This window comes from Desulfogranum marinum (assembly GCF_016918565.1).
GTDB classification, from domain to species: Bacteria; Desulfobacterota; Desulfobulbia; order Desulfobulbales; family Desulfobulbaceae; genus Desulfogranum; species Desulfogranum marinum.
In genome coordinates, this window is record NZ_JAFFQD010000045.1 from 19590 (window position 1) to 36813 (window position 17224).

Sequence of the window (17224 nt, forward strand, 5' to 3'; positions counted from 1 at the left end):
TCAGTCTTCCGGGTCAAAACCGTTCTCCACCAGAATCGTCATTATCTGGCCATAACATGCAGAAACAAGACCTCCACAAATGGTGGTATCCGGTTTCCCATCAGCAACAATGTCACTGCAGGCAATACCGCCATAAAGCGATCCGTATTGGCGCTCAAACCATTCCCCAAGTTCTGCAAGCATCAGGGCAAACCGCTCATGTTCCTCCTCTTCAGGCGTTCCTTTACCAGCATAATACCCAAGCAGACAGGCTGCTCCGGTTAACGCTCCGCAGGTTCCAGTGGTGTCGGGAAAGCCGTGGCACAAGGCCGACATGGCGCGAACGAGCCCCGGATTCTCTTTTCCCTGTACCTCTAAGGCAAGCTGTACAACAATCTGTGCACAGCAGTACCCAAGACCTGCAAGCCGAAGGATATCAAAATCATACTCATTCATGCTTTTTTCCGTTTTCCAATAAGCAAAAAAAGGCCGGGCCTGGCGGCTGCCGAAGCTGTACAAGCCGCCTTGGCCTGTTTGCTGTCGCCCATTACGGCCTCCCAGAACCCCTGCAAGGATCCATGGGCAAAAACAAACTCTGCCGCAGTCTTTTTCAAGAGCTGACTGTGATCTTCCAGCTGCAAAATTTCAAATCCAGCCCTGCTTACCATCCCCCGCACGGTCTCCAGATCAGTTGCCTGGAAGAAACAGGAGCGATTTGGCCAGGCCCTCTTACACTGTTGACCTTCAAGATGACGAAGATAAATATCACTCAGTGCCAGCAGACCTCCAGGACGCAGCACCCGGAAAAATTCAGCCAACGCCTGTTGTTTGTCAGTGAGGTTCCACGCACATTCACACAATACAGTGTCCACTTTATCGCTTAGCAATGGTAATTGTGCCATATCGGCCTGAGCAACATTTAATCCGCTGTTCCGGGCTTCTACTGTCAACCCTTGATCAAAATCGATCCCAACAACCCGGCATGTATCGCTTTCACGCAGCAACATCATACTCGCCCCGGCACCACAACCTGCATCGAGCAGCAGATCGCCGGTTGCAGGACGGACCAACGACACCATTCGTCGCGTGAGCGTTTCTCCCCCTGGTCGCAGACTTTTGCCCAGTACTTCACGGACAGAATCAGCCAGATACAGCGGCTTCATTTATCCTCCAGCAATTGCTCCACTTCCAACATTCGCCCCACGGCCAGGTCCTCAGATATCAAAACGGCGGAACATTTCGGGCACACCGGAAGCTCCACCCTGAACACATTGCCCATGTATTCCAACTCAACCATACCCGGCTGCAGCTTTTCACCACAAGGTTGGCATGTCCAGTTCATGTCTGCAGGTAAAAAGCTCAGGTTCATGCCTTTTCTCTCCTCATCACCATTCGATGACTCCAACACCGTTCCAGTCGATATTGATCTTTTTCCACTGTATATTCCACCCAGAAGGTGACCGCACCAAGTACAGCAGAGGCAATTGCAAGGCCGCTTTGATCGTGCACAAAATGCTGCCCCCCATTTGCTCCTTTATGGAGCACTTTTCGGATATCGTCTTCCAGAATTCTCCGCTCTTCCATCATCATTGCCACGGTTTCCGGTATGATCAACTCCACGTCTTCCCAGGCTGCTTTTTCTTCCTGTTGCTCAGCAGGATACCTGTTCAGTAACGCTGATTTGAGCCGGCGCCGATGTATCCTTCTTGCCGAAATAGACTGTGGTTTTTCCTCTGCCGGGTGAGCCAGGTCGCTGAACAGCAGATCCAGGATATGAGAAACAGGTTTGCCGGTCCTTGCCAATTGATCGCGGCACATGGCGCAGTAGGTTATGATCTCAGCATCGGTTTGGGCGACTCTTGCCTCTGCCACCTGGCGTGCCTGCGCTGGATTGGCACAGTCCATCAGCCCACCAAAACCGCAGCACTCGGTTAACTTTCCAGACATGGGAAGAGGTGCGTCAACTCTGCCAAGTCCTTTGAGTAATGTTCGCACCGCTGCCCTGGTATCCCCGTCATCTCGAGCTGTGCACGGATCAGAGATCGCCATTACATGCAAAGGATCGCCATCGACAGCAGCCTGCTCAGCAAGTACACGCCATACAGACTCCACCGGCACCGCAGGCAAGTGGTCACGAAACATTTTCAGACAAGTCGAACAAGCAGTCACCACTCGAGGACTTCCCATTTCCTGCCAAACCTTTTCCACCTGTTGAACAATCTCTGTAAATGCCTCTTTCCTGCCGGCCCAGTGTGCTGGAGCCCCACAGCAGTCGAGCCAAATCCCAGTCAGAGGCTGGAGCTCCAGCAAACGCTCGTACAAGCGTAGTGTTTGCTGCGGACGAATCCCTCCCAGTTGGCAGCCGGGATAAAAAAGGGTATCACTTGTCTCTGCTCCAGGGGCATGCCGTACGAGCGAGCCTTCTGTGCGGGCGGAGTGCATTTCCTCAAGAGCAAACCAGTGTGCCGAAGACGGCATCCGCTGTTCACGAACCATGGTTTGCCGCGCCTCAAGGCAAAGATCCGCCATGGAAAAATCATTGGGGCACAATTCCTCGCACTGTCTACACAGAGAGCAGGAGTTGATCAGCGTATTCGCCATATGCGTACCCTTGACGATTGCCGAGTTATTATATATCTGTCGGGCATATACCCTTGGGAAAGCGCCAAAATTCTCGAGATATTTACAGTGATTAACGCATTCCAAGCATTGGCAGTTAATACATCGCGCAGCCTCTTCTATTGCCTCCTCAAGGGTATACCCTGCAGGGGCAGCCGGCTTTTTTCTTGGAACAGCAGCAATATGATCGGTTCGGGTGTACAGCTTGGCTTTACCGTTTCTGAGTGCAGCCCGGCCGGAAGTAAGGGAAGCTTGCTGCAGATAACGATCGATGGAAATCGCAGCCTGTCTTCCTTCTGAGATGTTTGTTATGAACCGATAGCGATGCTCTTTGCCATGCATTCCTCCGGTAAACCAGCCGGGTTCAGCAAGAGCGAAGGTCGCGCTGTCCGGATGTTGAATCGGAACCGTGAGCGTTTCGGGCAGGATGTCATCTTGACCGACATAGATGCTGTCGGCTGAGGCGATACAATCCGGGGTGAAATTTTCGATCGGCTTAAAAGCAACGCTTAGTTTTTCTAAATGATTCAGTTCATCTTTAACTACAGCTTGAGGCAGTGTTTCTTCAGGAAAATAATTTAAGGAGCCTCCCGGCCGTTCACCGCCAAAATACACCGTGACCGGGTATCCTTTTTTTGCCAGGTCAAAGGCAACCGTCAGGCTGGATAGTCCGCCACCAAGAGCAACAACTCGCTTAGGACGAGGAGGCAAACGAAACACCTTCCTCCGCGAAGGAGCATTGACGACACAAACGCGCTCAAGCGCACTAAGCGCGATCGCACCGCCGAGATCTTTTCTTATACAATACTGCTCACATGGAGCTTCACAGATTCGGGCGACAATCCCACCGATCGGCATGGACTTTTCCAGGATCGCTCTAGCCGAACTCCATTCGCCTTTTGCCATGGCAGCGGCAAATGATCTAGCGTCAACATTTAAAGGGCATCCGGCTCTACAAGCCGGTGGTTCTTCCTGAATACAGAGGGCTTCCCATGCCCGCAATTCCTTCTGCTCCATATTTGCTCCTTGGGGCTGAAACAAGTACCCCCCCGGATAGCAAAGGGGGAACAGCTATCCGGAGGGACGGTATAAAAAATACACTTCTACAGTGTTTTACAGAGCGATTTACTTGGCCTGCAATCCAGCAAGTACCTTTTCAGGCAGTGCAGGCAGTTCTTTAATACGAACTCCGCAGGCATTGTAGATTCCATTGATGATTGCCGGATGCGGAGCACATAGCGGAATCTCGCCGGCACCGGAGGCGCCGAAGGGGCCGTCAGGACGCGGAGTCTCCACATACATGACCTCCATATCATCAGGCACCTGCTTGATATATGGAAAACCGGCACCCCTCATGGTGGAGTGCTTCTTGATGTCTTCGTAGTTTTCAGACAAAGCCAGGCCGATACCCTGGGCCATTCCACCGTACATCTGGCCGTCAACAATCAGGAAATTGTTGACCTTCCCAATGTCGGCCACCATGGTCATTCCCTCCACAGAGGTCTTTCCGGTAGCAATATCCACCGCCACTTCTGCCATAAACACGCCGTACATGTAGCAGCAGAAAGGTTTGCCCTGACCGTTTTCATCGCAGTCAGTAGCCGGTGCGGTGAATTTTCCATGATAACGCAGATCAAGCCCTTCGGCCTCCATTTCTGCATACGTGCGGAAAGAACCGTCAGCCTTTTTCATGCCTTCAATGAGCAATTCACAGGCATTTTTCGTGGCCTGGCCGGTCATGACCTGACTACGACTACCGCCTGCCGGACCGGCGTTGGGAGCCTTGCTGGTGTCGTTCATAACTAACTTGATCTGGTCTGGAGAAAGACCCAGGGGACGCAAAGCTTCATGAGCCGTACCCAATGTTCCCATGTCCGCACCCTGACCATGGTCTTCCCAGCAGGTGAAAATGGTAACAGTATCATCAGCATTGAGCGCCGCGTCTACTTCAGAGCTATCCGGCCCGTCAAGACCAGCGCCGTAAACGCCAACAGCAATACCAACACCTCGCTTAACTTCATCAGTGGAATCGGCAGCGGCCTTTTTCTTGGCGGCCTCATACTTAGGACGAATTTTGTCGAGCATTTCGGGCAGCGAATACACCTCTGGGTCCTGACCGGTTGGGGTGGTGGATCCTTTGCGGTAAACGTTTTTGTAACGCAGTTCCAACGGATCCATACCCAACTTTTCTGCCAGTTCGTCCATAAGTACTTCCGATGGGAACTCTGCTTCAGGTCCACCGTATCCACGGAAAGCCGCACCCCAAGCGTGGTTGGTGCACACGGTACGCCCTTCACCACGAATGGCCGGAATATCATAGCCTGCCCCAATGTACTGGGCGCCACGAATGGTCAACAAATCGCCGAACTCTGAATAAGGCCCGTGATCCACGGTCCAGTCTGTTTCCATGCCCAGAAGTTTACCGTCTTTGTCGGCTGCCAGGCGCACGCTGGTGAACTGAGGCGAACGCTTCCCGGTATAGGTCTGCTGCTGGTAGTAGTCATAGCCCAGATATACAGGACGGCCGGTTGCCAAGGCTGCTGCACCGACAAGGGCTTCCATGGTCGGGCTGAACTTATAGCCAAAGGTACCACCTGTTGGATTTTGGACCATAACCATGTCTTCCGGCTCAACGCCAAGGCCGGGTGCAATCATGTAGAGGTGCAGGTGCAGTCCGATTGACTTGGAGTGAATACAAAGCTTACCCTCGTCGTTCTGGTAGGCAAACCCCACGTCCGGTTCAATGGGCAAGTGCGGTTGACGGGAGGTGAAATAATCGCCCTCGACCACCACGTCGGCAGCGTCAAAAATAGGAGCAGTGTCTTCGCCCTTGGCGACTTTCTGAGTAAAATAAACGTTGGGCGTACCGGGGTGGATCTCCATGGCATCCTCTGCCATGGCTGCCGGCGCACTCATATACTCCGGTAATTGCTCTAACTCTACCTTGACGAGTTTAGCTGCTTCCCTGGCAATTTTTTCTGTCTCGGCACAGACAATGGCAATGGCGTCACCATACTGGAACACCTTTTCATCACAGAGAATCGGACGGTCCCAACCGTCACCTTTGTTGGTAGGAAAGGTGATCAAGCCGGTGATGCGGTTCTTACCCTTGATATCCTTGTGGGTTACCACCTTGGTCACACCAGCCATTGCCTCGGCCTCGGAGACATCAATCGACAGAATCTTTGCGTGAGAAACCTCAGCCTGGACCAAAGCGCACTTAAGGGTTTCCTCCGGCATTTTCACACCGAGGTCTGCACCAAAATCGGTGGTCCCGGTAACCTTGGCAATGGCGCTCGGCCGTGGGTATCTTGTGCCCCAAATCCTTCCGTCTTCCGGAATTTTAAAAGCAAGTTCATCCATGCTCATCTCACCGCGCAGGACTTTGGCAGCATCCATGGTAGCGTCCACCAAGTGCTTATACCCCGTACAACGACAGGCATTGCTATGCTTGCTAAACCAGTCGCGCACATCTTCCCTGGTAGGGCTGGGATTGGTGTCCAGCAACCCTTTAACAGAAACAATAAAACCAGGAGTACAAAAACCACACTGCGCTCCACCATGTGCAATCCAGGCCATCTGAATGGGATGAAGATTATCTGGAGTACCTATACCCTCAATAGTGGTTATTTGGGCACCATCAGGAACACGCCTCATTTTCAAGGCACAGGAACGCACTACTTTGCCATTCATAATGACGCTACAGGCACCACACTGCCCGGTATTACAACCTACCTTGGTGCCGGTAAGCATCAAATTGTTCCGTATTACCGTGGACAGGGTATCCTCGGACCCGACAACCAGGCTCCGATTAATACCGTTAATAACAATTTCCTTGTTGATCATTCCTGTTCCTCCAAATTAATAATTATTTCATTAATGGGCTGAACCCATTCAAGCTTTTCCAAAACCGCAAACCGGATACCGACAGTTGTCACAGCTTTCACAAAAGCCACCATGACCCAAAGCGACTATATCCTTGCAGCTCAACTGTTCTCCCGCAAGAATCCTCGGAATTACCAGATCAAAAATACTGGCTTTGTAGTACATCACACACCCCGGCAACCCAACGACTGGAATGCCTCCCAGGTAGGCAAGCAAAAACATTGCCCCCGGAAAAATCGGAGCTCCATAGGTAACGATGTCTGCGCCGGTGCTTTTGATTGCAGATGGGGTTACATCATCAGGATCGACACTCATGCCGCCTGTCACTGCAATCAGATCCGCACCCTCTGCCACCAAAGAATGGATAGCTGCAACCGTCATCTCGACTTCGTCAGAGACAAATATCTGATCAATCACAGTCGAACCCAGCGTCTTAAATTTGTTTTTTAGTACCGGGCCGAATCCGTCTTTAATTCTGCCGCTATAGACTTCACTGCCTGTTGTTACTACCCCGACCTTCGCGGACTTGAGAGGCTTCACCTGAATAACTGGCTTACTTGCCCTGCAAATATTTCCAGCTTTCATCAGCAGTTCTTCGGTAACCGCCAGCGGAATAACCCGGGTTCCGGCAAGTGCCCGTCCCTTACGTACAAACTGATTGCTATGGATGGTGCCGAAAGTTATATCCTCAAGGGTGTTCAGTGATGTGAGCCCCTCAACATCAATAGAGAGCAACCCATCAATAGCGGCAGTCAACGTCACTTTTCCTTCGGTAGGTCCATCGAACGTAATGTTTTGGCCTGCAGCTGCCGAGGCGATTCGGATAGCAGCCTCATCTTCATGGACATAGCCATCCTTTGGGTCATAAACATAGAGATTTGCCTTACCGATATCGAGCAGAGTTGAAATATCCTGCCCTGTTACCACATGTCCTCTTCTAAATGCCGGCCCTTTGGATTCGCCGGGGACGATACGGGTAATATCGTGACACAGCACAGTCCCTACAGCCTGCTCTACAGGAATTGCCTTCATTTCCCTCCCCTTTAAAAAAATACATCAAAACGCAACCAACACTCCTTCAAGAATGCTGCATGTGTTATTTTTAGTAATTTTTAGTAAGAATAAAAAAATATACTTTTTGAAATTATCAAAACGATACAAAAAGTTTTAAAATAACCAAAAATATACAATGCATTTCATAAGCAAATTTCGATCCATCTGCAGAGAATTTCACCAAGAAAAGAAAAAAGGAAGGGATTTCGCTTATAACGGCTGGGTAAGAAAAAGAGGTGGGAACAAACCTGAGGCAAGATGTGTGAAACACCTGTGAAGCACCTGTGACCCATCGGCGAGCAAAAGGTTACAGATACTTCACACTACCTGCATGGTCAGTTGATGATATTGTAGCGGTGCATTCGATTGTATACGGTTTTCCGGGAGACGCCGAGCTCCCTGGCAACTTTGCTCACATTCCCGTGGTGCATATCAAGCAGGTGAAGAAGCTGCTGCTTCTCTCTTTCCTGCTGCTGCTTGCGCTGCTGGTCAAGACTCGACTGCTTAGGCGTTGCAATGCCCCCTGGCAGGCCCTGCAAGCTTTTATGGGTAATCTCACTGGGTAACTGGTTGACACTTACCACCCCGTTGATGGCAAGATTAGCAGCCCGTTCCACAACATTCTGCAATTCACGTACATTCCCAGGCCAAAGGTAGGAATACAGATAATGCATAAGATCGCTGTCCACCCTCAGCCTGGCACCTCTATCGTTACAGAGCTTAGCGAGAAAATGTTTAAATAAAAGCGGAATGTCTTCCTTTCGATTTCGCAAAGGAGGAATAGTGATAGACATTACATTGAGGCGGTAATACAGATCCTGACGAAAAGTCCCATTCCTGACCTGTTGCAAAAGATTTTTATGGGTTGCACAGATGAGCCTGACATCAACCGGTATCTCCTTAAGACCCCCTATCCGGGTCAGTCGCTTCTCCTGAATTACGCGCAACAGGACAGCTTGATGCTCTAGGGGCATGTCGCCGATTTCGTCAAGAAAAATGGTCCCGCCGGACGCCAGTTCAAACTTACCGGGTTTACCACTTTTGCGAGCACCGGTAAAAGCACCGTCATCATATCCAAAAAGCTCACTCCCTACCAACTCCCTTGGAATAGCCCCGCAGTTAAGGGGTATAAAAGGAGCTGCCCCTCGACTGCTCTGGTTATGAATAGACTGTGCAAAAATCTCTTTGCCTGTACCCGACTCACCCTCCAGAAGCACATTGGAGGAACTTTTAGCTGAAAGTTTGGCCAGCTGAATAGCTTCCTGCATCTCCCGGCTCTCACCAATAATATCTTTAAACTGCAGAGACGCTAAATATCCGCTGTATCGATGGACAAGATTTTGGACAGCCTTGAGCGGACGCAATGTTACGAAACTGCCTGTAAACGTTTCCAGCTCGTTGATAATGGGCTCAACTGAAGCAAGGCACCTGCAACTGCCTTGCGCTGTTTCCAATGTTAGCTCAATCTCAGAACGCGAGCGCCTGTAATTGAGGATGGCACAGACGTCTTTCTCCCCAGTGCCGCCTGAGAGCAGACGATGCAAAGGCATTCCTGCCAACTCCGTCCGTTTTTTACAAAAAATTTTTTCTGCAGCAGGATTGAGTTCTACTATAACGCCGTAGCAATCAAGAATCATGACCGCGTCAGAAACCATATTAAAAAAATCAACCAGCTTTTTATTGGCCTGTGCCAACTGATTATTCTGTTTAATAATCCGTAACTGAGCAATAATAGCCTTAGCGCCGGCAACCACCATCCCAAGAGTATGGATGTGGGCACTTTCATATGCACCGGAAATATTTAATGTACCTATAAGGTTGCCAATGGGGTCGACTATTGGCGCAGCCGAACAGGTAAGACCATGGTGTTTCTCGCAAAAATGTTCAGGCCCAGATACCTGCACAGGTTGCTGCTCCTCCAAAGCCGTGCCAATAGCATTGGTACCGGCATCCTTTTCCTGCCAACTTGCACCTATAAAAAAATTACTGGTCAGCGGTGCCTTGGAAGCTTCCTTGTCTCCAAAAATTTCAAGGACATATCCCTGCTCATTGGTAAGCACGACAACAAAACCTGTTCCGCTGACAATACTATACAGGTCCGCCATAAACGGATGGGCAACACTGATAAGCTCCTCACGCTCCAGAAGTGCTACGGCAAGCTTATCTCCATGGATACAATCACGCAGGCCAATGTTCAACGGATCAACGCCTGCCTCCGCACATCGATTCCACGACCGGAAAATTTGCGTTCGTACAAAGGGAAGATTACGTTCACCAGAGCCTATGAAGGCCTGCCAATTTTCATAGAGGTTTTTTTCTGCCCCTAAAACACGCGCACTCATTACAAGAACCTCTTTTCCATAAATGTATCGCAACAAAAGAAAGGAGATCTACAAAGCAAACTATTTTCCGATCGTATAAAAAAGAGATAACGAAAAATAAAATTAGCCCTCTTGATGCTGTTAAAAATCATTACCAAAAAACATTACTTTTTTTACTTTTTCCTCGATAGAAAAACCAACACTCGCTCTAAAAAAACTAATTAATCAACACGTTAGAAACACAACACAGTTCGAATAAAAAAACAGCATAACATCATAGCTGATCGCAAAGCATCCTTTTCTTCATAATGACTTATCATGACTTTTCCCGACAGCATTTCAAAAAAAAACAGCCCTGCTCAGTCACTCAAAAATTCAGAATACTGTCCGTTCAAACATCGCTTGCTATTCTATTGAGCTGATTACCCCGTTAATACCGTAAGCAACGCGGCCTGCTCGCATGTTGTTTTACAAAGGGGTAGGTGATGGTCTTGATTGGCACGATGAAGGCATTTGGGATGGATTGCCTGTGTATGGGGGGGGACAGCTTGTACGCACACCGATACCATAAGAATCAGTCCGTATTTTCCATGAAGCTTTTAACTGAACTTGATGAAAATCAGCACTAAGAATGTTTGTTGCGTGTACGGAGTCAGCTCAACTGCTTGGGAGTAGTCCCCTCTGTAAAACAAAAAGGGGTTACTCCTTTGGACGGTCACGACCTCCCGCACAGATAGGTTACCGGGGCCTGCGCTTACCTTTGAGAATAAAATTTTGGATGTAACAAAAAAGTTGGAGGACTTAGCTATTTTTCAAGATAACCTTAGGTAAGAAGGGCATGCCCCCTTGCCCTTCTTACGCGACTAGATCAGGACATTCTAGGTTGATCACTTCTGCGGCATCATCGGATTACAGTCCTTGATAGTAACCTTCCCCTGGAGCAGGTTCCCTTTAGAATACTCTGTAAAATAGCAGGAATTGGTGGCAGGGTCGTAATTCTCAATCCACAGGTTATCATCTTTCCAGGTGGCCCCCAGATGCAACTGCCCTTTGGGAACGCTAATGGTCATAACCCCGCCATAGTGCTTAACAAACACCTGCTGCAGTCGGAAATAATAGGTTCCCCAAGCAACAACGAGCACAATCAGGGCCAGAACCGCTCCAGCCTTCCAGTTCTTGGCCACCACGGTAAAACCATAAACAAGGGCAATAGCCACTGCTATAGCGGCAAACCAATAGAGATAGGTAATCATTTAATACACCTCTGTTTTTGTTCCTTTAAAAAAATCTCCCCACACCTTACACGTACAAATTGTTTCTACTCTCAATTGTTTACACCTGCCACAACGATTAAATATTGTACAATGTCCCCAGGGTACTTTATCTTATCCGCTACTTTATCAACATTCATCATAGTATACAGGGTAGCTTGAAAATCAAGGTGCCTATACTCTACAAGAAGAGGAATACATGTCTGCCTCCTTTCGGTTCAACCGCATGGAATTTGCAGGATCCCTCGGCGACCTGGGAACAATACTCCCTCTGGCCGTCGGCATGATCATGATCAACGGTATGCACCCCACTGGTGTTTTTCTGGGATTCGGTCTTTTTTATATTCTCTCTGGGGTGTATTTCCGGGTTACCTCCCCTGCCGAGCCGATGAAGGTTATCAGCTCTTATGCTCTGGCAACAGGAATATCTGTGGGCCAGATCCAGGCATCATGTCTGTGGATTTTTTTGCTGCTACTCATTCTCGGCACAAGCGGCATGATCACATCCATCGGAAAAATAATACGAAAACCAGTGATCAGGGGTGTGCAGCTTGCGACCGGCCTGATGCTGGTTATGCAAGGCGTTAAACTGATGGCAGGCACATCACCAATGCAGCTGATCCAACATATGGCTGAACCGAATATGACGGTACAGGCGATTGGACCGATTCAATTAAGCTGGCTGATTGGCGGACTTTTGGGACTGCTGGCACTTCTGCTGCTTGACAATAAACATCTCCCAGCTGCCATCATAGTCGTGGCCACCGGCATTGGAGCAGGCCTGCTCTTTTCAGCACCGGAGAACCTTGAGCGCATTCAACTGGGAATTTTTCTCCCCGCCCTCTTGCCCTATGGGCTCCCAACCCTTGATGAGTTTACCATTGCATTCATTGTGCTGGTGCTTCCTCAGCTCCCAATGACCGTAGGCAACGCCATAATCAGCAATGCCGATCTTACAGGCCAATATTTTCCAGACACCGGCAAACGGGTAACCTATAGGAGCCTTTGTTTAAGTATGGCGCTTGCCAATATCGGTAGTTTTTTCATCGGTGGAATCCCCATGTGTCATGGTGCCGGCGGCCTTGCCTCACGATACCGATTCGGAGCACGAACAGCAGGTTCAAACCTCATCATAGGCGGTATTTTCCTGGGACTGGTCTTTTTCCTTGGTCCCAATGCAGTTGCCCTCATCAATTTGATCCCATTTTCTGCTCTAGGCGTACTGCTGATCTTTGCCGGATTACAACTGGCCCTGACTCTTTTGGACCTGCAGTCCAGAAAAGAAATGGTTGTCCCAATCATGATCGTCGGCATCACTCTGGCATCCAACCTAGCTGCTGGATTTGTGATCGGTATCCTCTTTGACACCTTGCTCCGCTGGGACAAAATCAACATTTAAGCGGGGAGCGTGTTGAGGAGTTAACCATTAAATGCCGTCGCTCAGCATTGACCTGACAGGTTGATATAACCAGGTGGCGAAGTAACCCGACAACCATCCATACCCAGACAGATTATACATGGCAACCTTAAGTCCAAAGCCCAGGTACTGAAATTATATGAACAGGAATTATTTAAACTTGATTTCTGGAAAACGGAGGTAATGTTGCCAATGCTAATATTACCCACCTTTCATTAATCCAGAGTCTTTGTTATTGTTTTTTCTTTACAGGAGATCGTGTATAATTGCGTTCCTTGTATTTTACAATCGGCGGACGAGTGGAATCCCGCCTTAGCAAATTCTCCCTCACTTATGTTTACAGGTGGCTATGCTTACTATTACCAAAGAGTTTCAATTTGATGCAGCCCATCGGTTATGGTCCGATCACCTTTCAAAAAAACAAAATCGCCAGATCTACGGTAAGTGTTCAAAACTTCACGGTCACACCTACCGCCTTCAAGTCACCGTCTCCGGTACTGTCCGAGATGACGGAATGATCCTTAATTTCACCGAACTAAAAACCTTTGTCCGAGAAGCACTCCTTGCCAGGTACGATCACGCATACTTAAACGAGCTGGAAGAGTATGAAAATATGCCGGTTACGGCAGAAAATATGGTTACCCATATTTATACCGTACTCGCCGAAAAATTAAGCTCCAAAGAAGTGTTGCTCCAATCGGTGGTTCTTTATGAGACTCCAACCTCATGGGCGACTATGACCCGAGAGGGATATCGTGCTTAAAGTTACGGAAATTTTTCACTCTCTTCAGGGAGAAGGGCCCTTTTCGGGACAACCTGCCGTTTTTGTCAGATTCAGTGGTTGCATAGAACCGCTCTGCCCATGGTGTGATACCATGTATGCTTGCGGCACCGGACATTCAATGAGCCTCGACGCCGCTTACCGTAAGCTAACAGGTTTTAACACAAGCCTGATAGTGGTTACCGGAGGGGAGCCTTTTCTTCAATGGCACAACGGGTTGAAACAATTAGAAAAACGGCTTCTCGGTCAAGGGTATAGGGTTCAATATGAAACCAGTGGTAAAATTGAAATCCCTTGTGACACAAAAGGTTTTTCAGTCTGTTCCCCCAAGTATCTGGACGACCGCTGGGTGTTCGACGAAATCAACCTGAAGAGAGCCCAGGTGTTCAAGTTTGTAGTGGACTATGATTTTGACATTATTAAAACGTTCATTCAACGACATAATATCTCTCCCGAGTTAGTTTTTATCATGCCGAAAGGTATAAGCCTGGAGGAGCAGTTAGATAAATTTGAAGATACCTGGAGTTTTTGTCTCGAGAATGGCTTTCACTTTTCTCCCAGGCTGCATGTTTTAACCTTTAATAACAAGCGTGGAGTATAAAATGACCGATTGTATCCTGGTTCTGTCAGGCGGCATGGATTCAACCGTTCTTCTGACCGACTTGCTCAAACAGGGAAAACAAGTTCAAACCATCAGTTTTGATTACGGTTCCAAACACAATTGCCAGGAACTCCCTATGGCTGCTGCGTATTGTCAGGAAAAAGCCGTACCTCATCAAATTATTAAGCTTTCATTTATTGATGAGTTGTTTTCCTCAAGTCTCCTGCAATCCGGTGAGGATATTCCTGATGGTTCGTATCAGGAGGCGAATATGAAGTCTACCGTCGTTCCGTTTCGAAATGGAATAATGCTTTCAATCGCGGCAGGTTTTGCTGAATCGGTGGGGGCTGGCGAGGTATACTTGGCCTCCCACTCGGGAGATCATTTCATCTACCCTGACTGTCGCCCCGAATTCAACCGTTTTTTGTCTGAAGCGGTTCTGATTGGAACTGACAAACAGGTAAGCCTGGTATTTCCATATGCTGACATCGATAAAAGACAGATAGGAGATTTAGGCAGAAAACTTGGGTTGGATTTTACCAAGACCTGGACATGCTATAAAGGTGAAGAAATCCACTGTGGTACCTGCGGTGCTTGTGACGAACGAAAGTATGCCCTCCGTCACAGCGAGGGAATGGACCCGACGATATACCAAAATCAGTGACGAAATGAATTGAATTCATTACGGGCTTTCCACTATCAAAATCAACAAACAAGCGTTCATTATTAACCAGAGAATAGCATGGTAACAAAAGATCTTCCCCTTGGTAAAACAGTCACCCATTCAACCACGTATGATGCAGGGCAGTTGTGCCCTGTAGCGCGGGGACCAGCCCGACAAAAACTTGGTCTGCACGAAGAACTTCCTTTTTATGGTGAAGATCGATGGACCGCTTATGAACTCTCCTGGCTGAACAAAAAAGGAAAACCTGTTGTAGCAGTGGGTAAGATTATCTTTCCCTGTACAACTCCTAATATTATCGAATCCAAGTCGTTAAAATTATATTGCAACTCCTTTAATCAGACCCCGTTTGAATCTGAAAAAATCGTGCAGGAAACCATGGCCAAAGACCTGAGCCGGATTGCGGGCGAACAGGTTGAAGTTCATCTGATACCACCGGAACGTTTTGAGTTATTACGGATTGCGCAACCTGAAGGAGAGTGCATTGATGGGCTGGATGTTGACATTGTCCACTACCATATACATCCGAGTCTTTTGGAAACAGATGAGGAGGTTGTAGAACAAAGCCTCCACTCGCATCTTTTAAGGACCAATTGTCCCGTAACAGGACAGCCCGACTGGGCCACAATTGTAATAAACTATCACGGCCAACAAATCGTAAAGGAAAGTCTTTTGGTCTATCTTATATCATATCGGCACCATACAGGCTTTCACGAGAACTGCGTTGAAAGAATTTTTATTGACATCATGTCTCGCTGCAAACCTGATCGTTTGCTGGTTTATGCGCGTTTCACCAGAAGAGGAGGGATTGACATTAACCCCTACCGTTCTACCGAAAATGGATTTGCAAACATAGGCCGGCTTGCCCGCCAGTAAGACGTCCTCTCGCTAGGTGGATACAAAGGAAAATTTTTCTGGTTGAGGCAAAATCATACTTTTGAAATTTCCTTATCTTTAAGAGCGCTTCAGGCAAAGCCATTAATATTGCCACTTTAAAGATTCGATTACAAGACCATGCTCAAAACTGAACATGTCCACTGTCCATTTCCGAAATTACCCTCTGATGAAGGGAAAATGAACCGGATTTTAGTACCGAAAACGGTAGCAGATAGGCCATTTGGCGTTTGGTTTAACCTTATCAGCAATTTCTGCAAAACATCAAACTGACCCAGGAAGGCCTATCTTTATGCCCGTTAGCAGTTGTCAGAGGGGGCATCTTCAACCACTTCTCTTTTCCATCGGGTAAGATGGCGACGTAACCTGCCAGAGGGCCTCACCGCCTGCTTCTGTGCTGAAAGGGGGGCGGTCAGGCCGTCAATTATACAGGGTATGAAGTAATACACCTGTGGAGAATATAGAACTGCGACACTACCTGTCAGCACGGGTCATGCACAGGAAAAACCTATAATGGGCGTGTTTGAGATTTTTTCAGATCTTCACCATGGCAATCTTACATATATCCATGGAGTATTCCCCCAAACAATAAATGAGCTGTTTTGATGAAAAGCTGCACAAAGATTATTTGCAAATAAGATAGAAGGCTGTATAAAAAACACGATAATTGTTTTAAGGGAGGTCCTTCATGTCACTAGAAAGTGCAATATCATTTTTTTTCATTATTTTTGTTTTTGCCATAACCCCGGGACCTGGCGTCTTTGCCCTTTTAGCAAGGTCTCTTGCTTCAGGGGCTAAACCTTGTGTCAGCATGTCACTAGGTATGGCTGTAAGCGATGTCATCTATCTAGTTCTTGCGTGCTTTGGTCTTGCCGTCATTGCTGAACAATGGGCTGGGTTGTTCATGTTTATCCGCATTGTCGGTGCCTTCTACCTTCTTTATCTAGGGTGGAAGATGTGGAGCGCTTCTCCTGAAGCATCTCTAAAAAATAATCGTGACGATGGTGCTTTTACAGTAGCCAAAGGCCTATTGCAGGGTTTTTTAATCTCAGCTTCCAATCCCAAAGTGATATTCTTTTATATAGCCTTTCTGCCAACGATTATGGACCTCAATAGCTTGACGCCTTCTGACATAGTTTTGGCTTCAGGTATAACCCTTTCAGGGCTTATGGTGGGACTTATGACGGTTGCAACATGTGCCTCTTCTGCAAGACGATTCTTTACCTCTACAAAGGCGGTAAAAGGCCTCAACCGTACATCAGGTGGAATTATGATAGGAGCTGGTTCTTATCTCGCCCTTCACGGTTAAAATAGATCAACAGGTGGAATAAGTACTAACACTTAATCTTCTTCTTGTTCGCCCAAGCCGCTGTTGATTTTCCACGCGGCGCTTTTCAAAAAAATCACCGCAACACCTGGACAGGAAAAATCTGAAGCAAACGGATAGTTGTCTTCTGTTAACCTTCTCCATGGCAGCTTAACCTACGAGGATTCCACTTAACCATCCCTGGGCAGAGGGATCTATGAGTATAGTTTGTTAAAATGGTTCGGATTGAGCCTAATACCTCACTCTTGTTTTTAGTTATCCCCTAACTGATGTGGTAGGAATTTATGGACACTTTCTTAAGAGTGAAATAACAATTCTTGAGGAGGTAATTCATGACCAAACGAAAAAGACGTAACTACACAAATGAATTCAAAGAAGAAGCTGTGAAGCTTGT

General features: G+C 47.9%; 14 protein-coding genes. 6 read left to right on the forward strand and 8 right to left on the reverse strand.

The genetic code is table 11. From position 1 onward, the window contains the following. The 8 genes from JWH17_RS19440 to JWH17_RS19475 form a co-directional block, all read right to left on the reverse strand. On the reverse strand, positions 1-435 hold the full coding sequence (locus tag JWH17_RS19440) for a DVU_1555 family C-GCAxxG-C-C protein (RefSeq protein WP_205224334.1): 435 nt from the start codon (positions 433-435) through the stop codon (positions 1-3). Further along, complete coding sequence (trsM, locus tag JWH17_RS19445; protein ID WP_205224335.1) at positions 432-1142, reverse strand: DVU_1556 family methyltransferase; 711 nt, start codon at positions 1140-1142, stop codon at positions 432-434. The genes JWH17_RS19440 and trsM overlap by 4 nt, the downstream gene beginning before the upstream one ends. After that, positions 1139-1348 (reverse strand): DVU_1557 family redox protein, encoded by a 210-nt coding sequence (locus JWH17_RS19450; protein WP_205224336.1) that lies wholly within the window; start codon positions 1346-1348, stop codon positions 1139-1141. The genes trsM and JWH17_RS19450 overlap by 4 nt, the downstream gene beginning before the upstream one ends. Then, entirely contained in the window at positions 1345-3615 is a 2271-nt protein-coding gene (locus JWH17_RS19455) for a pyridine nucleotide-disulfide oxidoreductase/dicluster-binding protein (protein ID WP_205224337.1), read from the reverse strand. Before JWH17_RS19455 ends, JWH17_RS19450 begins: the two co-directional genes overlap by 4 nt. A gap of 108 nt (positions 3616-3723) precedes the next feature. After that, on the reverse strand, positions 3724-6444 hold the full coding sequence (locus JWH17_RS19460) for a molybdopterin-dependent aldehyde oxidoreductase (RefSeq protein WP_205224338.1): 2721 nt from the start codon (positions 6442-6444) through the stop codon (positions 3724-3726). 48 nt (positions 6445-6492) lie between these two features. Beyond that, entirely contained in the window at positions 6493-7515 is a 1023-nt protein-coding gene (locus tag JWH17_RS19465; RefSeq protein ID WP_205224339.1) for a molybdopterin-binding protein, read from the reverse strand. Positions 7516-7871: 356 nt separating this feature from the next. Continuing rightward, positions 7872-9878: a sigma-54-dependent Fis family transcriptional regulator gene (locus JWH17_RS19470; protein WP_205224340.1), complete on the reverse strand. Its 2007-nt coding sequence runs from the start codon at positions 9876-9878 to the stop codon at positions 7872-7874. An 866-nt stretch (positions 9879-10744) separates the two neighbouring features. After that, entirely contained in the window at positions 10745-11110 is a 366-nt protein-coding gene (locus JWH17_RS19475) for a hypothetical protein (RefSeq protein ID WP_205224341.1), read from the reverse strand. Positions 11111-11327: 217 nt separating this feature from the next. Between JWH17_RS19475 and JWH17_RS19480 the strand changes: the two genes are divergently transcribed. From JWH17_RS19480 to JWH17_RS19505, 6 genes are all read left to right on the forward strand, one after another. Next, positions 11328-12527 (forward strand): putative sulfate/molybdate transporter, encoded by a 1200-nt coding sequence (locus JWH17_RS19480; protein WP_205224342.1) that lies wholly within the window; start codon positions 11328-11330, stop codon positions 12525-12527. A 367-nt stretch (positions 12528-12894) separates the two neighbouring features. Beyond that, a complete protein-coding gene (locus JWH17_RS19485; RefSeq protein ID WP_205224343.1) occupies positions 12895-13308 on the forward strand; it encodes a 6-carboxytetrahydropterin synthase in 414 nt (137 codons plus the stop codon). Next, complete coding sequence (locus tag JWH17_RS19490) at positions 13301-13927, forward strand: 7-carboxy-7-deazaguanine synthase QueE (protein ID WP_332468457.1); 627 nt, start codon at positions 13301-13303, stop codon at positions 13925-13927. Before JWH17_RS19485 ends, JWH17_RS19490 begins: the two co-directional genes overlap by 8 nt. Position 13928: 1 nt before the next feature. Continuing rightward, positions 13929-14591: a 7-cyano-7-deazaguanine synthase QueC gene (gene queC / locus JWH17_RS19495; RefSeq protein ID WP_205224344.1), complete on the forward strand. Its 663-nt coding sequence runs from the start codon at positions 13929-13931 to the stop codon at positions 14589-14591. A gap of 78 nt (positions 14592-14669) precedes the next feature. Beyond that, a complete protein-coding gene (queF, locus tag JWH17_RS19500; RefSeq protein ID WP_205224345.1) occupies positions 14670-15485 on the forward strand; it encodes an NADPH-dependent 7-cyano-7-deazaguanine reductase QueF in 816 nt (271 codons plus the stop codon). Positions 15486-16191: 706 nt separating this feature from the next. Continuing rightward, the gene (locus JWH17_RS19505; protein WP_205224347.1) at positions 16192-16812 is read left to right on the forward strand and encodes a LysE family translocator; all 621 of its coding nucleotides are present in this window, start codon (positions 16192-16194) and stop codon (positions 16810-16812) included. Positions 16813-17224 lie beyond the last annotated feature (412 nt).